General features: G+C 76.4%; 20 protein-coding genes. 11 read left to right on the forward strand and 9 right to left on the reverse strand.

Annotation, left to right across the window (positions count from 1 at the left end; translation table 11 throughout):
- Positions 1 to 81: 81 nt before the first annotated feature.
- The 5 genes from serA to ACFUMH_RS11440 all read right to left on the reverse strand — a co-directional run bounded on the left by serA (position 82) and on the right by ACFUMH_RS11440 (position 7,636).
- Positions 82 to 1,281: a phosphoglycerate dehydrogenase gene (serA, locus tag ACFUMH_RS11420; RefSeq protein ID WP_378205006.1), complete on the reverse strand. Its 1,200-nt coding sequence runs from the start codon at positions 1,279 to 1,281 to the stop codon at positions 82 to 84.
- Between the two features lie 96 nt (positions 1,282 to 1,377).
- Positions 1,378 to 3,465 (reverse strand): CotH kinase family protein, encoded by a 2,088-nt coding sequence (locus ACFUMH_RS11425; RefSeq protein WP_378205009.1) that lies wholly within the window; start codon positions 3,463 to 3,465, stop codon positions 1,378 to 1,380.
- A gap of 107 nt (positions 3,466 to 3,572) precedes the next feature.
- Complete coding sequence (locus tag ACFUMH_RS11430; protein WP_378205012.1) at positions 3,573 to 4,511, reverse strand: polyphosphate polymerase domain-containing protein; 939 nt, start codon at positions 4,509 to 4,511, stop codon at positions 3,573 to 3,575.
- The gene (locus ACFUMH_RS11435) at positions 4,508 to 5,212 is read right to left on the reverse strand and encodes a DUF4956 domain-containing protein (RefSeq protein ID WP_378205015.1); all 705 of its coding nucleotides are present in this window, start codon (positions 5,210 to 5,212) and stop codon (positions 4,508 to 4,510) included. Before ACFUMH_RS11435 ends, ACFUMH_RS11430 begins: the two co-directional genes overlap by 4 nt.
- A gap of 177 nt (positions 5,213 to 5,389) precedes the next feature.
- Positions 5,390 to 7,636, reverse strand: a complete 2,247-nt coding sequence (locus tag ACFUMH_RS11440; protein WP_378205019.1) for a HelD family protein — start codon at positions 7,634 to 7,636, stop codon at positions 5,390 to 5,392.
- 199 nt (positions 7,637 to 7,835) lie between these two features.
- On the opposite strand from ACFUMH_RS11440, the gene ACFUMH_RS11445 reads away from it, so the two are divergent.
- The 5 genes from ACFUMH_RS11445 (at position 7,836) to ACFUMH_RS11465 (ending at position 12,622) form a co-directional block, all read left to right on the forward strand.
- Complete coding sequence (locus ACFUMH_RS11445) at positions 7,836 to 9,056, forward strand: PP2C family protein-serine/threonine phosphatase (protein ID WP_378205022.1); 1,221 nt, start codon at positions 7,836 to 7,838, stop codon at positions 9,054 to 9,056.
- Complete coding sequence (locus ACFUMH_RS11450; protein WP_378205025.1) at positions 9,053 to 10,615, forward strand: ATP-binding protein; 1,563 nt, start codon at positions 9,053 to 9,055, stop codon at positions 10,613 to 10,615. Before ACFUMH_RS11445 ends, ACFUMH_RS11450 begins: the two co-directional genes overlap by 4 nt.
- A 30-nt stretch (positions 10,616 to 10,645) precedes the next feature.
- Positions 10,646 to 11,083: a response regulator gene (locus tag ACFUMH_RS11455; RefSeq protein WP_378205028.1), complete on the forward strand. Its 438-nt coding sequence runs from the start codon at positions 10,646 to 10,648 to the stop codon at positions 11,081 to 11,083.
- 98 nt (positions 11,084 to 11,181) lie between these two features.
- Positions 11,182 to 12,117 carry a proteasome assembly chaperone family protein gene (locus ACFUMH_RS11460; protein ID WP_378205065.1) on the forward strand — a complete coding sequence of 312 codons (936 nt, stop codon included), beginning with the start codon at positions 11,182 to 11,184 and terminating at the stop codon, positions 12,115 to 12,117.
- A 301-nt stretch (positions 12,118 to 12,418) separates the two neighbouring features.
- Positions 12,419 to 12,622 carry a cold-shock protein gene (locus ACFUMH_RS11465; protein ID WP_378205031.1) on the forward strand — a complete coding sequence of 68 codons (204 nt, stop codon included), beginning with the start codon at positions 12,419 to 12,421 and terminating at the stop codon, positions 12,620 to 12,622.
- A gap of 133 nt (positions 12,623 to 12,755) precedes the next feature.
- On the opposite strand, the gene ACFUMH_RS11470 is transcribed toward ACFUMH_RS11465, so the two are convergent.
- A complete protein-coding gene (locus ACFUMH_RS11470) occupies positions 12,756 to 13,652 on the reverse strand; it encodes a spermidine synthase (protein ID WP_378205034.1) in 897 nt (298 codons plus the stop codon).
- Positions 13,653 to 13,780: 128 nt separating this feature from the next.
- Between ACFUMH_RS11470 and ACFUMH_RS11475 the strand changes: the two genes are divergently transcribed.
- The 3 genes from ACFUMH_RS11475 to ACFUMH_RS11485 are packed head-to-tail and all read left to right on the forward strand — an operon-like array spanning position 13,781 to position 15,912.
- Positions 13,781 to 14,224 carry an SAV_6107 family HEPN domain-containing protein gene (locus tag ACFUMH_RS11475; protein WP_378205037.1) on the forward strand — a complete coding sequence of 148 codons (444 nt, stop codon included), beginning with the start codon at positions 13,781 to 13,783 and terminating at the stop codon, positions 14,222 to 14,224.
- Entirely contained in the window at positions 14,221 to 15,468 is a 1,248-nt protein-coding gene (locus ACFUMH_RS11480) for a DNA polymerase IV (RefSeq protein WP_378205040.1), read from the forward strand. Before ACFUMH_RS11475 ends, ACFUMH_RS11480 begins: the two co-directional genes overlap by 4 nt.
- 36 nt (positions 15,469 to 15,504) lie before the next feature.
- Positions 15,505 to 15,912: a DUF3040 domain-containing protein gene (locus tag ACFUMH_RS11485; protein ID WP_378205043.1), complete on the forward strand. Its 408-nt coding sequence runs from the start codon at positions 15,505 to 15,507 to the stop codon at positions 15,910 to 15,912.
- 303 nt (positions 15,913 to 16,215) lie between these two features.
- Here the strand turns inward: ACFUMH_RS11485 and ACFUMH_RS11490 are convergent, their stop codons facing one another.
- From ACFUMH_RS11490 to ACFUMH_RS11500, 3 genes are read right to left on the reverse strand one after another with little or no spacing between them, the layout of a single operon-like run.
- Positions 16,216 to 18,534 (reverse strand): transglutaminaseTgpA domain-containing protein, encoded by a 2,319-nt coding sequence (locus tag ACFUMH_RS11490; RefSeq protein ID WP_378205046.1) that lies wholly within the window; start codon positions 18,532 to 18,534, stop codon positions 16,216 to 16,218.
- Entirely contained in the window at positions 18,531 to 19,790 is a 1,260-nt protein-coding gene (locus tag ACFUMH_RS11495) for a DUF58 domain-containing protein (RefSeq protein ID WP_378205049.1), read from the reverse strand. The genes ACFUMH_RS11490 and ACFUMH_RS11495 overlap by 4 nt, the downstream gene beginning before the upstream one ends.
- Positions 19,790 to 20,788, reverse strand: coding sequence for an AAA family ATPase (locus ACFUMH_RS11500; RefSeq protein WP_378205052.1), 999 nt, complete (start codon positions 20,786 to 20,788; stop codon positions 19,790 to 19,792). Before ACFUMH_RS11500 ends, ACFUMH_RS11495 begins: the two co-directional genes overlap by 1 nt.
- Before the next feature lie 404 nt (positions 20,789 to 21,192).
- Here ACFUMH_RS11500 and mraZ point away from each other — a divergent pair, with 404 nt between their 5' ends.
- The 3 genes from mraZ to ACFUMH_RS11515 all read left to right on the forward strand — a co-directional run bounded on the left by mraZ (position 21,193) and on the right by ACFUMH_RS11515 (position 23,383).
- Positions 21,193 to 21,666: a division/cell wall cluster transcriptional repressor MraZ gene (gene mraZ, locus ACFUMH_RS11505; RefSeq protein ID WP_378205056.1), complete on the forward strand. Its 474-nt coding sequence runs from the start codon at positions 21,193 to 21,195 to the stop codon at positions 21,664 to 21,666.
- A gap of 302 nt (positions 21,667 to 21,968) precedes the next feature.
- Positions 21,969 to 22,973 (forward strand): 16S rRNA (cytosine(1402)-N(4))-methyltransferase RsmH, encoded by a 1,005-nt coding sequence (gene rsmH, locus ACFUMH_RS11510; RefSeq protein ID WP_378205059.1) that lies wholly within the window; start codon positions 21,969 to 21,971, stop codon positions 22,971 to 22,973.
- A complete protein-coding gene (locus tag ACFUMH_RS11515; protein WP_378205062.1) occupies positions 22,970 to 23,383 on the forward strand; it encodes a hypothetical protein in 414 nt (137 codons plus the stop codon). The genes rsmH and ACFUMH_RS11515 overlap by 4 nt, the downstream gene beginning before the upstream one ends.
- Positions 23,384 to 23,425 lie beyond the last annotated feature (42 nt).

The following is a 23,425-nucleotide window of genomic DNA, read 5'->3' on the forward strand; positions in this document are numbered from 1 at the left end:
CGTCACCCCCTCGGGAGGTGACGCGCCGCTCGTCGTGCAGCAGGGCCGCGCCGTGGAGCAGGCCCGCCGTGCAGCAGGCCGTCAGGACAGCAGGCGCAGCCGCAGCGACTCGGGACGCCCGGCGAGCGCCTGCACGACGGCGGGCTCGACGAGCGTGCTGACGTCGGTCACGACGTAGCCGAGCTCGCCGCGCGTGGCGAGCAGCTGGCCCTCGATGTTGACGCCGTGCTCCGCGAGGGTCGCGTTGATGGTGGCCAGCACGCCGGGCACGTTGCGGTGCAGGTAGGCGATGCGGTGCGCGTCCGGACGCTGGTCGAGCGCGAGGTTCGGCAGGTTCACCGACAGGTTCGTCGAGCCGGTCGCGAGGTGGTCCCGGACCTTGTTCGCGACGAACTGGCCGATGGCCTCCTGCGCCTCCTCGGTGGAGCCGCCCGTGTGCGGCGTGAGGATCACGTTCGGCAGGCCGCGCAGCTCCGACTCGAACGGGTCGCCCTTGCGCTTGGGCTCCTCGGGGAACACGTCGACGGCGGCGCCCACGACGTGGCCCGACAGCACGGCCTCGCTCAGGGCGGCGTAGTCGACGACGAACCCGCGGGAGAGGTTGAGGAAGATCGAGCCGGGGCGCATGCGCGCGAACTGCTTGGCGCCGAACATGCCGGCGTTGCCGGAGCGTCCGTCGACGTGCAGCGTGACGACGTCGGCGGTCTCGAGCAGCTCGTCGAGGGTGTCCATGCGGCGCGCGTTGCCGAGCGCGAGCTTCTCCGCGGTGTCGTAGAAGACGACCGACATGCCGAGGTTCTCGGCGAGCACCGACAGCTGCGTGCCGATGTTGCCGTAGCCGACGATGCCGAGCGTGCGGCCGCGGACCTCGTGCGCGCCGGTCGCGGACTTGTTCCAGATGCCCGCGTGCATCTCCTTGTCGAGCACGGTGAGCCGACGCGTCAGCGCGATGATGTCGGCGATCGCGATCTCGACGACCGAGCGGGTGTTCGAGAACGGCGCGTTGAAGACGGCCACGCCGCGGTCGGCGGCCGCCTGCAGGTCGATCTGGTTGGTCCCGATGCAGAACGCGCCGACGACCTCGAGGTCCGGGGCGGCCGCGAGCACGTCGGCGGACACCTGCGTCTTGGACCGGATGCCGAGCACCTGCACGCCGGCGAGGGACTCGATCAGCTCGGCCTCGTCCAGCGCACCCGTGCGGGTGACGACGTCGAAGCCGGCCGCCTCGAGGATCTGGCGGGCCTGGGGGTGGAGGTTCTCGAGCAGCAGAGCGGTGGGCACGCCCCATGGTGCTCCTCGTCCGGCTCGTGGACCAAAGCCGTCCCGGCCACCGGACGCCGTGCCCGCCCCCTGTCGGGCACGACGTCCGGGGGTGCGTCAGCGGCCCGTGCAGGTCACGGCCGGGGAGCCGTCACCGGCGCCCGTCGTCGTGGCGAGGAAGCCGAACGTCGCGGTGGCGGCGGGCCGCAGCGCGCCGTTCCACCCGGCGTCGCGGGCCTGCAGCGACCCGCCCGAGCCGGTGACGGTCGCGTTCCACGACTGGGACAGCGCCGTGCCGGCGGGCAGGGCGAGACCGACCGTCCACCCGGCGAGGGCCGTCGTGCCGGCCGTCACCGTGACCTCGCCCTGGTAGCCGCCGGGCCACCGCGAGACGGCCCGGAACGTCGCCGTGCAGCCGCCCGGCACCGCCGTCGGGCCGGCGGTCGGCGTCACGGTCGCGGTCGGCGTCGGGGTCGGTGCCACCGTCGGCGAGGGAGTGGTCGTGGGGGTCGGGGTCGGCGTCCGCGTGGGCGTGGTCGTGGGCGTCGGCACGGGTGTCGCGGGTGCCCCCCAGGCCTGCGTCCCGTCGAGCCACACCGCGCGCCGCAGGGCCCAGTCCTGCACCTCCTGCACCTGGCCGCGCCACGTGCCCGTCGTCGAGGTGATGAACGGTCCCACCATCCGGGTGGTCAGGCGCGGGTAGCGGCGGACGTCGCGCGCGGCGGCGTCCTCGACCTGGGCGGACAGGGCGGCGACGCGCTGGCGCAGCGCCGCGTCGGCGAGCGGGCCGCGCCGCAGCTCCTGCCAGCGCGCGCGCACCCGGTTCGCGAACGCGGGGTCCGCCAGCAGGATCGAGAACCAGTCCGTCGCGACGGGCTGCCGCGTCTGCTGGTACTGCCAGCCGGACGTCTGCTCGTTGCCGAAGTACCCGCCCACCCCGAACGTGAGGTCGAAGTCCCACAGCGGGCCGGCCGTGAGCAGCCCCCCGCGGTCCTTGTAGAGGTAGAGGCTGCGGTAGTAGGCGTCCATGTTGCGGCTGAGCTCGTTGACGATCGCGAGGTCGACGAACGACCCGACGTCGATGAGCGACGGGTACCCGGTGGCGGGGTCGGCACGGTTCGGGCCGTGCAGCACGTCGTGCAGCCGCTGGACGTACCCGGTGATGTACGCCTGCTGCTGCGCGGCCAGGTCGTCCGGGTCGTGCACCTCGAGGTCCGTCCAGCACGTCGCGGCGGCGCCGGTGCAGCGCAGCGTCGGGCCCTCGGTGGCCATCCACTCGAACTTCAAGATGTACCCGCCCTCGACGGCGGGTGCCGTGACGTCGTCGGCGTCGAGCTTCTTCAGGTCGAGCCGGTTCTTCTGGTTCTTGATCGTCTCGAGGAGCAGGTACACGCCGCGGTAGTCGTCCGCCGCGACGGGTGCGGCGTCGTCGTTCACGTAGACCTCGACGAGCCGGTAGCGCGGCACGTCGAGCCCCATCTCCCGGCCCAGGTCGAGCACGAGCGCCTCGCGGATCAGCGACTTGTCCGCGTACGGGCCGCGCAGCACCCAGTCCGACTCGGCCGGCATGCCGAAGAACGGCAGGTCGAGGTCGTCGTCGGCCGCGTCCCGCAGCTCCAGGCGGTACGGCTTCTTGTCGAACATGCGGCTGGACTGCCCGCGCAGCCGGTAGCCGGCGCGGCCGACGAGCGTCGGCTCCGCGGTCAGCGAGGTCGTGCCGCCGGACGGCTGGAACTCCATGGCGGCGACCGAGTGGTCGTCGTCCGCGACCGGCCCGCGCCCGTAGGAGTCGAGCAGCAGCACGGGGAGGTCGTGGGCGGTGGTGACGGCGGTCGCGACGTACTGCGCGGTGCCGGCCTCGCCCGCCGGCGTGCCGCCCGTGAACGCCTGGGCGCGCACCTCGGTGCTCCGCGTCAGGCGCAGCGGCGCGGCGTACGCGGGGGAGGACGCGGTCGGCGCGGAGCCGTCGGTCGTGTAGCGGACGACGGCGCCCGCGACCGACGTGCCGAGGGCGACGGACACCTCGCCGGTGAAGGTGCCGGGCGGCACCGAGAAGGTGACGTCGCCCTGCAGACCGGTGTCGACGGCGGCGGGCGTCGGCGCGGCGGGTGCCGGTGCCGCGGCGGAGGCCGGGACGGCGGCGGGCACGGCCAGCGCCGCCACGACGGCGGCGGCGGCGAGCGTGCGACGGACGGGGTGCGGCATGGCGTGCCTCCTCGGGCCCGGGCGGGCCGCGTGCGGTGCCGGCGGGACGACGGCGGTGTCGGGTGCGGGCGGTGCGGGTGCTCGTGCGCGGAGCGGGCGGCCGTGCGTCAGGGAGCCGCGGGTGCCTCGGTGTGGGGGAGCAGGTGCCGGTGCAACGTGCGGCTCCACCGGGTCGCCGGGAGCTCGCGGCGCAGCGTCGCCAGCCCGGTCGCGTACTTCGAGATCCGCACGGGCCGGTGGCCGAGGGTCCACAGCAGGCGGTCGGCGGCGGACGCGGTCGACCCGCTCTTGGTCTCGACGACGGCGAGCCGGCGCAGCTGCACGGGCGCACGGCCGTCGTCCCACAGCAGCCCGGTGTCGACGGTGAGGCGGCTGGCCGTGCCCGGCAGCAGCAGCGTCGCGCGGGCGTACCGCGTGACGAGGACCGGTGCGAGGACGAGGGCGTCGGCACCGGCGATGCCGCGGGCGCCGAGCGTCGAGCTGACGAAGGCGTGCCCGGGGGCCACGTCGGCGCGGTGCTCGAGCGCGTGCACGACGCGCTCCTTCACGGTCGTGCCGCGGGCGCCGCGGGTCTTGACCTCGAGCCAGCACGCGGCGGAGTCGACGTACGTGCGCGTGCGGACCTTGAAGCGCTGCCGCCGCCGGTGCGCCGCGAGGCGGTACGCCAGCAGGTCGGGCGTGTCGAAGTAGACGGACTCGTAGTCGAAGACCCGCAGGTCGCCGATCTGCAGGACGCGCGCGTCCGCCGGCAGCCCGCGCAGCAGGGCGTCGACCGCGTCGACGGGCACGAGGTACTTGCGGTCCACGCGGGTCTGGAGCGCCGCCACGTCGAGCAGCGCGTCGAGCCCCACCGGGTCGAGGCGGGCGAGCGGGGCGTCGAGGAGGGACCGGTCGGGCGGAGCCGCCGCGACGAGGCGTGCGGCGTGGCCCACGGGCGTCACGCCCGACGTCGTCGGCGCGGCGCCCGGCGCGGCGCCCGGCGCGGTCACGGGCGTGGTCACCGGCGCGACGACCGGTGCGCCGAGGGCGAGCGTCGGCGCGCTCACGAGGCGCTCCCGTGGTGCGTGCCGGTGCCGCGGTGGGCGGGTGCCGCCGGTCCGCCGGCGGCGCCGCCGGCCGCGCCGGCGAGGACGCCCGTGCGGGTCACGGCCGGCTCGGTCCGGGGGTCGGTGCGCCGCCCGGTGCGGCGGCGGCCGGACGCGGGCGGCGGCAGCACCTCGTACCGCACGTCGACCCACGTCGTGTCGTCGACGAGGTCGACGCGCTGCACGTTTACGCCGTGCACGCGCCCGCCGAGCAGCCCCTCCAGCCGCGCGACGAGCGCGACCTCGTCGACGTGCGCGCCGTCGAGGACCAGCTCCTGGCGCCGGTGCCGCTGCAGCAGGCGCGGGTGGTCGGCGGCGAGCACGGCGACGAGCAGGAGCGCCATCAGCGCGGGTCCCTGCCAGGGCTGCGGCGCGGGGAGCGCGCCGAGGATGCCGAGGGCGAGCGCCGCGAAGTAGTAGGCGACCTCGCGCTGGCCGATCTCGGTCGACCGCAGCCGGATGATCGACAGCACGCCGAAGAGCCCGAGGCCGAGCCCGGCGCCGACGCCGCCGGCGCCGAGCGACGACGCGACGGCGAGCACGCCGACGTTGACGCCGATGAACGCGACGACGAGGTCGCGGCGCCGGTGCCGGCGGAAGTACGTCCACGTGAGCAGACCCACGGCGACCAGGTCGGCCGCGATGAGCACGAGTCGGTCCATGACGGTGTGCACCCCCTGCAGAGCCGTCGGCCGTCCCCGGGTGAACTCCCGGTGGACGGTGTGCGAACGACAGGGACACTGCGGGCGCGGCGACCGGGTCGTCAACGTCCGAAACGTTTTCCGTATCGATATCGACAACGTTCTCGACGTGCGCGCCGAGGCGTCCCGATGGGGGCGTCAGGCCTCCAGGCCGGGCGGCAGGGCCTGCGCGTGGACGACCTGCAGCACCCGCGTGGGGCGCGTCATCGCGACGTACAGGTCGCCGCCGGAGGCGGCGAGCACCTCGGCGGGCTCGACCAGCACGACCGCGTCGAACTCGAGCCCCTTCGCCTGCGTGGGCGTCAGGACGACCAGCGGGGCGTCGAGGTCGACGACGTCCCCGGTGGGCGGCGTGTGCCCGAGCGCGCGCAGGGCCGCGACCACCTCGGACGTCCGCGCCCCCACCGCGACGACGGCGGTCCGGCCCGCACCGCCCGCACCGCCGACCTCGGCGACCAGCGCGTGCGCGGCCGCCGCCACGTCGGCGACGAGCGCGCGGTCGTCGGCCGACCGGCGCACCCGCAGCGCGTCGTCCACGTCGCGCGCCGACGTCTGCGGGGTGACGGGCAGGCGTGCCGCCCGCGCGACGCGCTGGGCCGCCTCCGCCACCGTCCGCGGCGTGCGGTAGTTCACCGTCAGCTCGGCGAGCCGCCAGCTGCCGCGCAGCACGGGGTCGAGCGTGCGTCCCCAGTCGCGGGCGCCCGCGGCCGCCGACGTCTGCGCCACGTCGCCGACGATCGTCAGCGAGCGGGTCGGCACGCGGCGCAGCAGCGCGCGCCACGCCATCGGCGACAGCTCCTGCGCCTCGTCGACCACGACGTGCCCGTACGCCCACGTCCGGTCGGCCGCGGCGCGCTCGGCCGTCGTCAGCGACGGCCCGCTGCTCGCGAACCGGTCCGCCAGCACCTCGGCCGACACCATGTCGCCCGCACCCGTCGAGCGCAGCACGTTGCGCGCGTACTCGACCTCCGCGGCGCGGCGCTCGGCGTCCGCGCGCGCCTGCGCCCGCGCGGCCTGGTCGTCCTCGCCGAGCAGCTCGGCGGCCTCGTCGAGCAGCGGCACGTCGGCCGGCGTCCACGGGGCGTCGGCGGGCCGCGCGAGCAGGCGGCGGTCGGCCGGCGAGAGGTCGGGCGCGGCCGCCTCCAGGCGGTGCGGCTTGGCGTAGAGGTCGCGGACCAGGCCCTGCGGCGTGAGCGGCATCCACGCGAGGTTGAGGGCGACCCGGATCTCGCGCGTCGTGCGCAGGTCCTCGACGATCTCGGCGCGGTCCTCCGGCGGGACGTCCCACGCGAGCTGCTGCACGTACTGCTCGGCGAGCCGGGACAGCATGTCGCGCACGAACGTCACACGGGCCTGGTTGTGCGGCTTGTGCTGCCGGCGGGCGCGCGCGATCGCGGCGGCGACGTCGTCCGGGCGCACGACGACGGTCCGGCCGTCCACGCGCACGCGGACCGGCTCGGCGGGCACGCGCTGGCGCTGGCGCACGGCGCGTGCGACGACGCGGGCCATGACGGCCCGTCCCTTCACGGTCGCCACGGCGTCGTCCTCGGTGCCGCGTGCCTCGACGCCGGGGACGAGCTCCGCGACGGTGGCGGTCACGACACCCGTCTCGCCCAGCGAGGGCAGCACCTGGTCGATGTAGCGCAGGAACGTGCGCGACGGCCCCACGAGGAGCACCCCCGAGCGCTCCAGCAGCCGCCGGTGGTTGTAGAGCAGGTACGCCGCCCGGTGCAGCGCGACCGCCGTCTTGCCCGTGCCCGGACCGCCCTGCACGACGAGCGCGCCGCCGAGCTCGGAGCGGATGATCGCGTCCTGCTCGGCCTGGATGGTCGCCACGATGTCGCCCATGCGGCCGGTGCGTCCCGCGCCGAGCGCGGCGAGCAGGGCGCCCTCGCCGGACAACCCGGACAGGCTCGCCGGGTCGACGCCCGCGGCGGCGAGCGCGTCGAGGTCGAGGACGTCGTCCTCCACGCCCGTGACCCGACGCCCCGCGGTGACCAGGTGGCGGCGACGGACCACGCCGTCCGGCTGCGCCGACGTGGCGCGGTAGAACGCCTGCGCCGCGGGTGCCCGCCAGTCGGTCAGCAGCGGGGTCTGCTCCTCGTCGGTGAGCCCGATGCGGCCGATGTACCGGCGGTCGCCGTCGACGAGGTCGAGCCGGCCGAACGCGAGCCGCTCCTCGACGGCCTCGAGCTGCGCCACGCGGTCCTCGTAGAGCGTCGCGAAGGCGTCGCGCTCGGACCGGTTCTGCGGGGACCCCGACGGGCGCTGCCGCCGCACGTCGGCGAGCCGGCGGCGCGCCTGCGCGCGCAGCTCGTCGAGGCGCGTGTACAGCCCGTCGACGACCCGCTGCTCGCCGTCCAGCTCCCGGTCGCTCCCAGCCACGTGCGTGCTCACCCCCGTCGTCGCCACCGTGCGGGCGCACGGGCGGCCGACCATTATCCGCTGCGCGGGGGCCGGCCCGGCGCGCCGCCCGTCCGGGGGCGTGTCGCCGTCCCGGCGGTGCGCCGCAGGGACGGCGCTGCCCTACAGTTCACCCAGCCGAACCCGCACGACCGCGGGGCAGACCTGCGGAAGGACGGGCGTGACGAGCTCCCCGGCCACGTCGGACGACGACGTGCGCACACCCGCGGACGTCGACGGCCGCCTGCGCCTGCTGCTCGTCGAGGACGACGAGGGCGACGCGCTGCTCGTCCAGGAGCACCTCGCCGACGCGGGGCTCGCCGAGCACATCGTGTGGGCCCGCTCCGTGGACGAGGCGCTGGCGCACCTCGACGCCGACTGCGTGCTGCTCGACCTCGGCCTGCCCGACGCGATGGGCCTCGGCGCGCTCGAGCGCCTGCTGGCGGCCGACGCGCCGCCGCCGATCGTCGTCCTCACCGGCCTGACGGACACCGACGCCGGCCTCGCCGCGCTCGCGGCCGGTGCGCAGGACTACCTCGTCAAGGGCGACGTCGACGGGGAGAGCCTGGCCCGCGCCGTGCGCTACGCCGTGCAGCGCCGCCGCCTCGAGCAGACCGACCGGGCGCTGTACCGCAGCCTCGTGCGCGCCGCCGAGACGAACCGGCTGGAGCGCGCGCTGCTGCCGCGCCCCGTCGTCGCCGACCCGCGCCTGGAGGTCCGCGTGGGCTACCGCGCCGGCCGCGACGGCCTGCTCGGCGGGGACTTCTACGACGTCGTCGAGCGGCCGGACGGCACCGTGCTCGCGCTGGTCGGCGACGTGTGCGGCCACGGCCCCGACGAGGCGGCGCTCGGCGCGACCCTGCGCACGGCCTGGCGCACGCTCGTGCTCGCGGACGTGCCGGCGGACGACATCCTCGGGCTGCTCGAACGCGTCCTCGACGCCGAGCGGGCCCGGCCGGAGGTCTTCACCACGGTGTCGATGCTCGCCGTGGCGCCCGACCGGCGGTCCGCCGACCTGTACCTGGCGGGGCACCCGGTGCCGTTCCTGCTCGGGGACGGCGTGCACCTGCTCCCCGCCGACGCCCGCGGGCGCGCCCTGGGCATCCCGGTCGGCGGCGGCTGGCCCGCGCGCCGCCTCGAGCTGGGGCCGTCGTGGCGCGTGCTGATGTACACCGACGGCCTGCTCGAGGCGACCGTCGGCAGCGGCGGCGAGCGGCTCGGCAAGGCCGGGCTGATGGAGCTCGCCCACGCGACCTCGCGCGCCACCACGGGCGCGCCCGTCCCCGTCCCCGGCCAGGAGGAGGACCCCGTGCTCGGCCACCTGATCGGCGCCGTGCGCGCCCGGCACGGCGGCGACCTCGTCGACGACGCCGCCGTCGTCCTGCTGGGGTGGGAGGCGTGAGCCCCGCGACGGTGCGCACGTCCGCGACGCTGCGCCGCCGGCTGGCCGCCCTCTTCGTGTCGGCGGGGCTCGTGCTGGGACTGGTCGTCCTCCTGACGGGCACCGTGTTCGCGCGCACGCTCGCGCTGCAGGACGCGGTGACGCAGGAGTACTTCCAGGCCGTCAGCGAGACGGACCGGGCGCTCGTGTCGATGGTCGACGCCGAGACCGGGCTGCGGGGGTACGCGCTCACGGGCGACCCCGTGACGCTCGAGCCGTACCAGCGGTCGCTGGAGATCGGTGACGAGTTCGAGCGGACGGCGCGCGCGGTGGCCGAGCGGTCGGGCGACGACGCCGTCCTCGACGACTACGGGGCCGCCGTGGCTGCCGCCCGCGCCTGGTACTCCGAGCACGCGGAGCCGATGATCGCGCAGATCGAGGCGCAGGGCTCCGACTCCGTCTCGCCGGAGCAGATCGAGCGTGGCCGCGGCTACTTCGACGAGGTCCGCGCGTCGGTCGGCACGTACCTCGAGCGGCTGCGCGGCATCCGGGCCGACGCGGTGGCGGACCTGGAGCGGATGACGACGCTCTCGGCGATCCTGCTGACGACCGTCGTCCTCACGGCCGTGGTGGTCGGCGTCCTCATCTGGGTCGCCCTGCGCCGCTGGGTGGTGTCCCCGGTCGACGCGCTCGCGGCCGACGCGCGGGCCGTCGCCGAGGGCGACCTCGACCGCCCGGTCGCCGTGCGGGGCCCCGGCGAGATCGAGCAGCTGGCGGGCGACGTCGAGCACATGCGTGTCGCGCTGGTCGCCCAGCTGGGCGAGCTGCGCACGTCGCGCGCCGAGATCGCCGACGCGCACGAGCGGCTCACCGAGCAGGCCGAGGAGCTGCGGCGCTCCAACCGGGACCTGGAGCAGTTCGCCTACGTGGCGTCGCACGACCTGCAGGAGCCGCTGCGCAAGGTCGCGAGCTTCACGCAGCTGCTGCAGAAGCGGTACGGCGGCCAGCTCGACGAGCGTGCCGACCAGTACATCGACTTCGCCGTCGACGGCGCCAAGCGCATGCAGCGGCTCATCCAGGACCTGCTCGGCTTCTCGCGGGTCGGCCGGGTGGGCGGCGAGGTCGTCGACGTCGACCTCGACAAGGCGCTCGCGCGCGCGGTCGACCAGCTCGACGAGCGCATCGAGGCCGCCGGTGCCGTCGTGACGCACGACCCGCTGCCGACGGTGCGCGGCGAGGAGCCGCTGCTCGTCCAGCTCTTCCAGAACCTCGTCGGCAACGCCGTGAAGTTCCGGCACCCCGACCGGGTGCCGCGCGTCCACCTGAGCGCGCGCCGCGTGGAAGACTCCTGGGAGCTCGAGTGCCGGGACAACGGCATCGGCATCGACCCCCAGTACGCCGAGCGGGTGTTCGTGATCTTCCAGCGGCTGCACGCCAAGGACGTCTACGAGGGCACCGGCATCGGGCTGGCGCTGTGCAAGAAGATCGTCGAGTTCCACGGCGGTCGGATCTGGATCCCCGAGGGCGAGGGCGAGGGCACCACCATCCGGTGGACCCTGCCCGCGGTCGTCGAGGGCTGACATCCCCGCGAGGGGACGGACGGAGCAGTAGTGGCGGACCAGAAGACCATCGAGGTGCTCCTCGTCGAGGACGACCCGGGCGACGTGCTGATGACCCGCGAGGCCTTCGAGCACAACAAGGTCCGCAACCGCCTGTCGGTCGTGTCGGACGGGGTCAGCGCGCTGGAGTTCCTGCGCAAGGAGGGCGAGCACGCCGACGCCCCGACGCCCGACCTCATCCTGCTCGACCTCAACCTGCCCCGGATGGACGGGCGCGAGGTGCTCGAGGCGCTGAAGTCCGACGCGGCGCTGCGCGCCATCCCGGTCGTCGTGCTGACGACGTCCGAGGCGGAGGAGGACGTGCTGCGCATGTACTCCCTGCACGCCAACGCGTACGTCACGAAGCCGGTGGACTTCGACCGCTTCATCGACGTGGTGCGGCAGATCGACGAGTTCTTCGTCGAGGTCGTGCGGCTGCCCGGGCGCTGACGGCTCCCGCGGCGGCCGCAGGCGCCGCGGGAAGAGCAGGGGGCCCCGCGGCGTTGCACCGGTGTGACAGGGACGACGACGTGAACGAGCGGAGCGACATGCTGGACCCCCGAGGCATCTACGACGTGGACGTGCAGGTGGCCGAGCGCCTGGACGCGCGCGCGGCGGGCGGCCGGGGACCGGTGCTGCTGCACGCGGTGCGCGGGTTCGTCGACGCCGGCCAGGCGGGCCAGCTCGCGGCCGAGCACCTGCTGTCCGCCGGCACGGGCGAGCGGCTGGTCACCTTCGACGTCGACCAGCTCCTCGACTACCGGTCGCGCCGGCCGGTCATGACGTTCGACGGCGACGGCTGGACCGACTACGCCGCGCCCGAGCTGGCCGTCGACCTGCTGGAGGACGCGGCGGGCGTCCCGTTCCTGCTGCTGCACGGCGTCGAGCCGGACACGCAGTGGGAGCGCTGGGTCGCCGCCGTGCGGCAGGTCGTGGAGCGGTTCGACGTCCCGCTCGTGGTCGGCGTGCACGGGATCCCCATGGGCGTCCCGCACACCCGGCCGGCGTCGGTGACGGCGCACGCGACGCGTGCCGAGCTGGTCGCCGACCACACCTCGTTCTTCGGCACCGTGCAGGTGCCCGCCAGCGCCGCGGCCCTCCTCGAGCTGCGGCTCGGCGAGCAGGGGCACGACGCGCTCGGCTTCGCGGTGCACGTGCCGCACTACCTCGCCCAGTCGGCCTACCCGACGGCGGGCGTGACAGCGCTGCGGCAGGTCGAGCGTGCGACGGGTCTCGACCTCGCGGTCGCCGCGCTGGAGCCCGCCGCCGAGGAGGCGATGCGGGAGGTCGAGCGTCAGGTGGCGCAGGCCCCCGAGGTGGCGTCCTTGGTCGAGGCCCTCGAGGAGCAGTACGACGCCTTCACGCGCAGCATCGGGCGCACGAGCCTGCTCGCGCAGACCACGGACCTGCCCACGGCCGAGGAGATCGGCGCCGAGCTCGAGCGGTTCCTCGCCGAGCAGACGGACGACGACCCCGGCCGCTGACGGGGGAGCGCGGCGCCGGGCCGCCGCCGCGCTCGCGGCGCCGTCGTGACCGGATCGTTGCCGGCGGCACGCGGACGCACGTCCACCTGACGTGGCGTGCGCCACACCCCGCGTGCAAGGATGCGGCCGTTGCAGTGACGTACGGACGCTCGACCGGACCCGTGGTCGCCCCGTCAGGCGCGAGGCGCGGAACCGTCGGCCCTCGCGGGTCGGACCACCCGGTGCAGGACGTGAGGCATTGCGGCGCGGCGCGGGCACGGTGCCCGTGCCGGTCACCGGTGGGACGCGAAGGAAGCACGACATGGCACAGGGTGCGGTCAAGTGGTTCAACGCCGAGAAGGGCTACGGGTTCATCGCCCAGGACGGCGGCGGCGCCGACGTCTTCGTCCACTACTCGGCCATCGACTCGCAGGGCTACCGCTCGCTCGACGAGGGGCAGCGCGTGGAGTTCGAGATCACGCAGGGCGCGAAGGGTCCGCAGGCGGAGCACGTCCGCCCGCTGTGACACCCGCGCGGTGAGCACGGCCGGGTTTCCGCCCGGCCGCACGGCGGGGCCGCATCCACGGGTGCGGCCCCGTCGTCGTACCGCGTGGTCGTACCGCGTCGACGTACCCCGGCCCGGCCGGTCAGGCCGTGGCCTAGTCGGGCGGCGACGCGGGCGCGGCGTGCGAGGGCTCCTGCGGCGGGTCGTGCAGCGGGGTCGCCCGGCCGACGAACTCGCGCAGCTCGGCGCCCACGAGGATGCGCGCCGGGACGGGCAGGGTGCGCAGCGTCCGTGCCAGCGCCGGGTCGTCGAGCAGGCCGTCGTCGTCGGTGCCCGCGAGGACGACGTTGCCGTAGTGGCGGCCGCGCAGCTGCCCCGGCTCCGCGACGACGGCGACGTGCCGGAAGACGCCGGCGAGCGTCGCCGCCTCGGCCCGGGCGAGGGCGAGCGGCGGCCGGTCGGCGCAGTTGGCGAGGTAGACGCCGCCGGGCCGCAGCACGCGCGCCACCTCGCGGGCGACCTCGCTGGTCGTCAGGTGGTCGGGCGTGCGGTCGCCGGCGAAGACGTCGCGCACGACGACGTCCCACGACGCGTCGCCCACGCCGGTGAGCTCGGCACGCGCCTCGCCGGTGCGCAGGCGCAGGCGCGGCGCGCGGGGGAGCGCGAACCACGCGCGCACGAGCCGGGCCAGCTCGCCGTCGAGCTCCACGGCGAGCTGGCGCGCCCCCGGGTACCGGTGGGCCAGCGTGCGCGCGAGCGCGCAGCCGCCGGCGCCGAGGTGCAGCACCGCGGGCTCGGGGCGCCGGTCGGCGAGCGTGCCCACGACCGCAGCCATCTGCTGCATGTACTCGAAGTCGAGCAGGTCGGGGTCGTCGAGGTCGACGAACGAGCTCGGCACGCCGTTGACCAGCAGCGTCGCCGCGCGAGGCCGTCCCGGCTCGGGCACGACCTCCGCCGTGCCCGTCGTGACGGCGACGGGCCCGACGGGCCACGGCGCCACGTCCGGCGCGGGTGTCGGTGGTCGGCGGGATGATGCGGGTCGACGGGCCACCGGGTCACGGTAACGGTCACGGTAACGGCCCGTCGGCGCGAGCCGGGGACCGACCGGGGATTGCGCTATTCGAACAGGTGTTCGATCATGGTGTCGGCGGAGGTGCCGCCACGAGGGAGGTGGGTGCGATGTCCGGACGGGTGAGCGTCCTGCGACCCGAGGCGGCCGCCGCCCTGCCGCCGCAGACCGCCGACCTGCTCGCACGGGCGGACGCCGAGCTGCTGGCGGCTCAGTTCTCCGGCGAGCCGTGGGAGATGTTCTCGCACGCCCACCTCGCCGCCCTGCGCGCCGGTGCGGCCGTCGTCGCCGCGCGGGGGCGTCCCGCGGGCCGCGGTGCGCCGCGGACGGTCTGGGGGATGCTCGATGCGGTGGCGCCCGAGCTGCACGCGCACTCGGCGTTCTTCGCCCAGTCGGCGGCCCTGCGGTCCGCCGTCGACGCCGGCCGGTTCGAGCTGGTGTCGGAGGCGCGGGCCGAGCGGGCGCTCTGCGCGGCCGAGGACCTCGTCGACGCCGCCCGTGCACTGCTGCTCGGCGACGCGGCCGCGCCGGTGCGCGCGCTGGCGTCCCGGTGAGCGGTCACCCGACCGTGCCCGCCGAGGACGGCTGCCACGTCCTGCACGTGGAGGTGGACGCGCCGGCGGCGCAGGTCGCGCTGGCACGCAGGCCCGAGCTGGCGGGGCTGCCCGTGCTGGTCGACGACGCCGGCCGGGTGCGCGACGCGTCGGCCCGTGCGCGGGCCTTCGGGGTCCGGGCGGGGGACGACCTGGCGGCCGCCCTGGCGCGCTGCCCGCACGCGGTCGTGGTCGCGGCGGACCCCGCCGGTGAGGACGCCGTACGCGCGGGCCTGCTCGCGGTCCTCGAGGACGTCACCGCCCTCGTGGAGCCGGCGGGCCACGCGGGTGCGTACGTCGACGTGGGTGGCGCCCGTCGTCGGCTCGGCCCGCCGACGGCGATCGCCTGGGGCGTCCGCGAACGGCTGCGGGAGCAGCACGGCGTGACGTGCTCGGTCGGGATCGGCGCGACCAAGGTGGTCGCCCGGCTCGCCGGTCGCGCGGCCGGCCCCGACGGCGTGCTGCTGGTGCCGCAGGGCGCGACGGCACGGTTCCTCGGGGAGCATCCCGTGGCGGCGCTCGCCGAGGTCGACGGGCCCCTCGAGGCGGCGCTCGCCGCGGCCGGCATCCGGCGGCTCGGCGAGCTGGCGGACGCCTCGGCCGTGCTCCTGCGCGGGCTCGACCGGCCTGCCACGGTGCACTGGCTCCGCGACCTCGCCCGGGGTCGCGACGTCCGGCCGGTCGTGCCCCGGCCGCGGCCGGCGGCCGACCGCGTCGTGCGGGTCGACGTCCCGTGCGCCGCCGCCGGCGGTCGACGGGACGTGCTGGACGAGCTGCTGCGGGAGGCGGCGCACGCGTGCGGTCGCGCGCTCGCGGCACGCCGGCAGGCCGGCCGCACCGTGGCGCTCACCGTGCGCACGGCCGACGGGGCCGAGCACACCCGCTCGTGCGCCCTGACGACGCCGTCCGGCCACGGTCGCGAGCTCCACCTCGTCGCGCGCGACCTCCTCGCCGGCCTCACGTGGGTCGCGGTGCCGGAGGCGCTGACCGTGGCCGTCGGACGCCTGCAGGACGTCCCGGCGGGCGTGCGGCCGCCCGCCGCGGGCGAGCAGACCGGCGCCGTCCCGCCCCTGGCGGGCCCCGTCGCCGTCCCGGCGGGCACCGCCGCGGGCGCGGACGGCCCCCCGTGGCGAGTCTCACCCGATCCGGTCGCCCGCGTGGCGCAGCGCTCGACTTCCACCATCGTCACCGCCGACATATCCTGATCACCCATAGTCCACCGGAGTGCGACGGGGGTCGTCATGCCTCTCTCCGAGTACGAGCAGCGCGTTCTGGAGCAGATGGAACGTCAGCTGACCTCTGACGACCCTCGGCTCGCGAACACGCTGACCAGCCGCGGCGGTCGTCGCCCGGTCACGCGGTACGTCATCGCCGGCGCGGGTGCCGTCGTCGGCCTGCTGCTCCTGGTCGTCGGTGCCGCGTCGTCCGAGCCCTGGCTCGGTGCCCTCGGCTTCGTCGTCATGTTCGCCGCCGTCGCGTTCGCGTTCGCCGCGCCGCGTCGTGCGCGGTCGGGGCCGCAGGGCGCGGTCCGCCCCGACGGCACCGTCCGTCGCCCCACGGGCGCGACACGACCCGGCACGCGCAAGCAGGGCTTCATGTCCCGCATGGAGGAGCGCTGGGACCGCCGGCGCCACGAGGGCGACCGCTGACCCGCTCCCTCGTGGGCTCAGCGGCCTGACCGCAGGCGCCGACCGCGGCGGACCGCGGACACCGCGCACCACGGACACCGCGCACCGGGCACACGCACCGCTCGCACTCGTCCGCAGTCGTACGTACGGACGCCGCCGGCTCCTCGAGCCGGCGGCGTCGTCGCGCCGGGACGCGCGGCAGGCAGCACCCTCGGCGGGGCCGGCGAGCGGACCGGCGACGGACCGGCTCCCGCGCACCGGCCGAGCGCTGCGCACGGGACGAGGCACGAGCGACGGCGGACCCGCCGACCGGACCGTCGGCCGTCAGCCCGAGGACCGGCCGATCCGCGGCACCGCGCCGGCGCGCGGACGCTCCCCGAGGAGCTCGGTGACCCCGTCACGCACGGCGGCCACCCACCCGTCGAGTGCGGCCGGGTCGACGTCCCGGGGCGTGGGGGCGTACCGGCCGCTCTCGACGGCCGCGACCAGCTGCTCGAACGCGGCGAGCGCGGGGCCGTCGAGCGTGCGCTCGGCGCGCAGCAGCAGCGCGCGCTGCACGTCGCGCAGCGCGCCACGGGGGGTCGCCGCGTCGGACCAGGTGACCTCGAGGCGCGCGAGGTCGCGCCGCAGCGCCGCCCAGGCGCGCTCGGGCGTCGTCTCGACCACCCGCCGGCCGCGCCGGGACAGCAGCAGCACGGTCGCGCCGCCGCCGAGCACGAGGACGCCCAGCCCCACGGTGAGGGCGACGGCCGGCCAGGGCACGGAGTCGTCCTGCGCGGCGGGCGCCGACGTCGCGGGTGCGGTGGCCGTCGCCGCGGGCGCGGGCGCGACGCGGCCCGGCGTGAGCTCCTCCGGCACCGAGCCCGGCGCCTGGACACCCGTGAACGGGTCCGCCCACGTCGGCGGCGCGCCGGTCTGCGAGGCGGGTGTCGGCTCGAACCGGACCCAGCCCTGGCCCTCGAAGTACAGCTCGGGCCACGCGTGCGCGAGCCGGCCCGTCACGACGTACGAGCCGTCCTCCGTCCGCTCGCCGGGCAGGAAGCCGACACCGACCCGGGCCGGGATGTCGAGCATGCGTGCCATGACCGTCATCGCGGTCGCGAACTGCACGCAGTAGCCGCGCCGCGACTCGAGGAAGTCCCACACGGCGTCGGACGTGCGGGCGGGCGGCACGCGCGTGTCGTACGTGAAGTTCGACGCCGACCGGAGCCAGCCCTGCAGCGCCATCGCCTGCGCGTAGGGGGTGTCGGCGTCCGCGGTCAGCTCGGCGACGAGGCGCTCGACGTCGTCGCGGTGCTCGGTGTCGGGCACCGCCGTGTAGAGGCCGGCGTCCGGCGGCGTGCCCACGGGCGCCCCGCGCAGCTCGTCGGCGGTCAGCTGGGGGACCTGCACGAGCATGGAGTACGCCAGGTCGGCGTCCGTGGAGTCCTCGCCGACGACCTCGTCCCGCCGCGGGTCCCAGGACCAGTCGCCCGGCACCTGGACGGTGCGCGGGTGCGTGCTCACGGGCAGGCGGCGCTCGCGCAGCGCGCCCACCACGACGTCGACCTGCGCGAGCGTGCCGGCCGTCGCGTCGGGCACCGATCCGGCGACGGCCGCGTCGGAGGACAGCAGGGTCGTCGGGTCCCACTCCTGCACCGCCTCGGGCTCGGTGCGCTCCCACGTCCGCCCGTCGAAGGTCGTCAGCGTGAACGCGCGCAGCGGCCCGACGAGCCGGGCGTCGACCGCCCGAGCCGCCGCTGCCGTCTCCTCGACCGACGGCAGCGCGGCGATGCCCGCCTCGTCCTCGTCCGTGCCGTCCGGCTCCGCGGTGGGGTCGACGACGCTGTACCGGAGGACCTCCTGCGCCGAGCGCGCGCCGAGGCTCTCGCGCAGGTCGAGCTGGTCGCTGAGCTCGAGGGGGCCGACGGGTGCCGCGCCGAGCTGGGGGAGCCCGACCGACGCCCAGCCGGGCACGTCCATGAGCGGCGGTCCGGCCACGAGCGCGACCGTGGCGACCAGGGCCGCACCCGCGCCGGTCGTGACGACGCGGCGGCGCCGCCCCGCGTGCGCGTGCTGCGGTGCCGCGCCGTAGGCGAGCAGCGCGAGGTACGCCACGCCGGCCCAGAAGACGGACGCGCCGCCGGCGGGGAAGCCGAGCAGGACACCCGGCACCCACAGCGCCACGAGTGCCAGGCCGGACAGCGCCGGCACCCGCAGCGCGACCACGGCGAGGTCGACGAGCAGCAGCACGGCGAGCGCCCCGACCACGACGAGGAGCTCGCCCGGCCGGACGTCCGGCATGGGCACGAAGGAGTCGTTGACGACGGCCACGCCCTCGCGCGCCAGCGCCCAGGTGCGCCGGAACGCGTCGGGGTCGGGCAGGAACTGGGGACGTCCCGGCGGGGCGCCGTAGCGCAGCACAAGCCCCACGACGGCCACCGCGGCCCCGACGGCGGTCGGGGCCCACCACGTCCGCGTGAGCGCGCGGGTGACGGCGGTGACGACCGCGACGAGGAGCACGGCGGCGCACGCGACCACGAACCACCGGCGCCCCGCGATGAGCGTGCCCAGCGCCAGCAGGCCGGCCCACGTGGCGGCGACGGCGAGCGCCGTGCCGACGACCGCCCGCACGCCCTGCTCGGGCCCGTGCGGCCGGTTCACCGTGCGCTCCCGAGCAGTCGCAGCCAGCAGGCGACGGGATTCTCGCCGGCCGTCGCGCCCGCGACCCGCCAGCCGGCGCGCACCAGGGCGGCCTGCGTGTGCTGCGCGTCGCGGGTGTCGCCCGCGTGCCGGCCGTCGGTCTGCACGAGCGCCCAGCCGTGGGCCGCGTCGCCGACGTGCGCGAGGGCGGCCCGCGCCGGCCCGGACAGCGCGCCGAGCACGGCGATGACGATCTCGCCGCCCGCGTCGGCCGTGTGCAGCAGGCGCGCCGCGTCGAGCAGGTGGGCGTCGGCCTCGGCGGACGAGCGCGCCGGCTCGAGGTCGATCGTCATGTCCAGGAGCGCGGCGCGGGCCTCCGGGCCGCCGCGGGCGTGCACGAAGGCGGACGCGCCGACAGCGCCACGGCCCGCGGCGATGCCGGCGCCGACGAGGCGCACCGGGTGCCCGCCGTCGAGCATGGCGAGCGCCACGGACGCGGCGAGGGAGATCGCCCACTCGGCCGTGCTCTGCCGCACCGGCAGGTCGAGCAGCACCGTGACCGGGCGCATGCCGGCGCGCTCGTCCGAGCGGACGAGCAGCGCGCCGCGGCGGGCGCTGGAGCGCCAGTGCACGCGCCGCAGGTCGTCGCCCTCGCGGTAGTCCCGCAGGTTCGCGTCGTCGGTCGACGGCGTGCGGGCGCCGAGCGCGACGCGGTCGGGCTCGCCGACGAGCACGTCGCTCGGCGCGGGGAGGGCCGTCACGGCCGGCCACACGGCGACCTCCGACTCGCGGCCGAGGGTCGTGCGCGCGCGCACGACGCCGAACACGTCGGTGCGGCTGACGACGAGGGGGCCGAGGGGCCAGCGGCCGCGCTGCGTGGTGCGGACGGGGTACGTCACCGCGACGTGGTCGGCGGCGCGGCGCACGCGGGCGCGCAGCGGCCGCCCGCCCGACAGCTCGACGGCGGCCTGCTCCGCGAAGCGCAGCCCGGCGAGCCGTGCGCGGCCGGCCCCGTCGGCCGCGCGCACGTCGACCCGCACCTGGGCCTCGTCGCCGGCGTGCACGGGGTTCGGGCTGACGTCGCGGACGACGTCGAGCCGGCGCCGTCCGCGCGCGGGGTCGCCGAGCGCGACGGCGGCGAAGGCGACGCCGACGAGCACGAGCAGCAGGACGCCGGCGCGCACCAGGTCGAGCGAGCCGAGCGACACGCCCAGCTGGAGCGCGACGACGCCCGCGGCGGCCAGCGCCCAGCCGCGCGGGGTCGGCCGCAGGCGCATCAGCCCAGCGCGCGCCGCACGCGGGCGGGCGGGTCGAGGGCCGGCACGGGGGTCCGCGCGAGGATGTCGCCGACGACGTCCTGCGTCGTGCGGCCCGACAGCCGCGACTCGGTGCTGGGCAGGAGCCGGTGCGCCAGGACCGGCACGGCGAGCTCCTGCACGTCGTCCGGGAGGACGTGGTCCCGCCCGCCGATGGCCGCCAGCGCCTTCGCGGCCCGCAGCAGCTGGATGGCCGCGCGCGGGGACGCGCCGAGCCGCAGGCCCGGGTCCTCGCGGGACGCCGCGACGAGGTCGACCACGTACCGCTTGAGCGCGGGAGCGGCGTACAGGCGGCGAGCGACGTCGACGAGGCGGCCGACCTCGGCGGCCGTCGTCACGGGCCGCAGCCGCTCGAGCGGGTCGGCCGTCTCCTGCACGTCGAGCATCGCGATCTCCGCGTCGACGCTCGGGTACCCGACCGTCAGGCGCGCCATGAACCGGTCGCGCTGCGCCTCCGGCAGGGGGTAGGTCCCCTCCATCTCCACCGGGTTCTGCGTCGCGACGACGAGGAACGGGCGGGGGAGGGGGTACGTGCGGCCGTCGACGGTCGCCTGCGCCTCCTGCATGCACTCGAGCAGCGCGGACTGCGTCTTGGGGGAGGCGCGGTTGATCTCGTCGCCGATGACGACGTGCGCGAACACCGGCCCGGGGCGGAACTCGAACTCGTGCGTCTGCGCGCGGAAGATGCTGACGCCGGTGAGGTCGCTGGGCAGCAGGTCCGGCGTGAACTGGATGCGCCCGACCGGCGCGTCGATGCTGCGCCCGATCGCCTTGGCGAGCGTGGTCTTGCCGACGCCGGGCACGTCCTCGAGGAGCAGGTGCCCCTCGGCGAGGAGCACCGCGAGGGCGACGCGGACGAGCTCCGGACGCCCGGTGACGACGGACTCGATGCCGGCGCGGAGCCGGCGTGTGACGGAGACGAGCCCGTCGAGCTCGTCCGGTGACGGCAGTGCCTGCATGTGTGCGACTCCCTCGGCGGACTGGGCACGAGCGTACGTGGCGCGCGCCACGTCCGGGGGCGGTCCGCCCCACTTCCCTCCACCCGGGGCGCGGATCACCCTCCACCTCCCCCCACGACGCTCCCCGCACCGGCGGCGCCGCGTCCGGATCGCCCGCGATCGGACCGTTTCGTCCGGCCCGCGCAATCCGTCGCGGACGTGCGACACGTCGGCGGCGCGTCGTGTCCTCCACTTCACTCCACGCCTCTGACCTGCATGAACGCATGCCGTAAGGGTGAAGTTGGCGATTCCACGAGATGCGCGTGGAGGGAAGTGGAGTACCGTGGAGGCACGTGGAGAGACCGGGAGCGACCGGTCCTCCGCGCCGGGTGGACACGGCAGGAACGGGCTCAGGAGGGAGTGAGGTGTCGCATGACTCGACCGGCGCCTTCGGCTCCTTCGCGCCCTTCCTCGGGACGTACACGCCGCGCCTGGACGACAAGGGCCGGCTCATCCTCCCGGCGAAGTTCCGGCCGCAGCTCGCCCCGGGGCTGGTCATGACGCGCGGGCAGGAGCGGTGCCTCTTCCTGCTGCCGATGGACGAGTTCCGCCGCATGCACGACCAGCTGCGGCAGGCCCCCGTCACGAGCAAGCAGGCGCGGGACTACCTGCGCGTCTTCCTCTCGGGGGCCAGCGACGAGCTGCCCGACAAGCAGGGACGCATCTCCATCCCGCCGGTCCTGCGCAAGTACGCGGGGCTGGACCGGGACGTCGCCGTCATCGGCACCGGCACCCGCGTCGAGATCTGGGACCTCGAGGCGTGGGAGACCTATCTGTCCGAGCAGGAGGCGGGGTACGCCGACACGACCGAGGAGGTCTTCCCCAACGGCCCGTTCTGAGCCGTCCGCCCCACCCGTCGTCCGCCGCCACCCGACGCAGCACCCGACCCGCCACCGCCGGCACACCTCGCCGGTGGTGCGGCCCCGTACACCCTGCTCCGCCCGACGAGACCTCCTCCCGTCCGCTCTGACGCACTTCCCCGGCGCCAGAGAGGTCGGTGGGGGATCTGGCCGGACGGAGGAGGGTCCGCCCGGCCGGCACCGACCGACGGCGAGCAGCGCGACGACCGACCCCGTGCCGCCGCCGACGCACCAGCACGCACCACGACGCACCACCACGACGCAGCAGGAGGAGGAGGGCCATGGGTGAGCCGACCGACGCGGACGCCGCGTCGCGGCACGTGCCCGTCCTCCTGCAGCGCTGCCTCGACCTGCTGGGCCCCGCGCTCGCGGAGCCCGGCGCCGTGATGGTCGACGCGACGCTCGGCATGGGCGGGCACACCGAGGGCGTGCTGCGCGCGTTCGAGCACGTGCGGGTGGTCGGCATCGACCGGGACCCGCAGGCGCTCGCGCTCGCCGGTGCGCGGCTCGCGCCGTTCGGCGAGCGGTTCACGCCCGTGCACGCCGTCTACGACGAGATCCCCGACGTGCTCGAGCGCCTCGGCCTGCCGTCCGTGCGCGGCGTCCTCATGGACCTCGGGGTGTCGTCGCTGCAGCTCGACGAGACGGAGCGCGGGTTCGCGTACGCGCACGACGCGCCGCTCGACATGCGCATGGACCCCACGCGCGGCGTCACGGCGGCGGACGTGCTCAACACCTACGACGAGCGTGCCCTCGCACGGGTGCTGCACGTCTACGGCGAGGAGCGCTTCGCGGCCCGGATCGCGCGGGCCGTCGTGCGCCGCCGCGAGCAGGCCCCGCTGACGCGGACCGCCGAGCTCGTCGACATCGTCCGCGCGAGCATCCCCGCGGCGACGCGCAAGACCGGCGGCCACCCCGCGAAGCGCACCTTCCAGGCGCTGCGGATCGAGGTGAACGGCGAGCTCGCCGCGCTCGAGCGTGCGCTGCCCGCGGCGATCGAGTCGCTCGCGGTCGGCGGACGCGTCGTCGTCGAGTCCTACCAGTCGCTCGAGGACCGCCTCGTCAAGCGCGCGCTCGCCGCGGGCGCGACGTCGAGCGCACCCCCCGACCTGCCCGTCGAGCCGGCGACGCACGCGCCCTACCTGCGCCTGCTGACCCGGGGCGCCGAGGAGGCCGACGCCGACGAGCTGGCGCGCAACCCGCGCGCCCAGTCCGTCCGGCTGCGGGCCGCCGAGCGCCTGCGCCCCACCCCCGACCACCTGCGTACCGCGAGGAGAACCGCATGAGCGCCCTGCCTGCCAGCGCCGCACGCACCGCGCGTGCGTACCCGCTGCCCGCCCGTCCGGCCGCCGCGCCGGCGCCCCGCCTGCGGGTGGTGCGCGCACCCGAGCAGGCGCGCTCGCGCGTCCCGTTCGTCATCGCGTGCATGGCGATCCTCGCGGGCGCGCTGCTCACGGCGCTGCTGCTGAACACGCAGATGGCGTCGCTCGCGTTCGAGCGGTACGAGCTGTCGAACGAGCTCAGCCGGCTCGACCAGGACCGCAAGGACCTCGTGGCCGCGCTCGACCAGCGCTCGTCGCCCGCGCGCCTCGCCGAGGCCGCGCGCGGCCTCGGCATGGTGGAGGCGAACGGCACCGGCTGGCTGCGGCTCGCGGACGGCAGCGTCCAGGGGGCCCCGGCGCCCGCGGGCGGATGAGCACGGACGCGCGTCCCGGCGCCCCGACGGGCCGCCCGGCCG

The organism is Cellulomonas sp. NPDC057328 (assembly GCF_042667215.1).
Classification (GTDB): domain Bacteria; phylum Actinomycetota; class Actinomycetes; order Actinomycetales; family Cellulomonadaceae; genus Cellulomonas.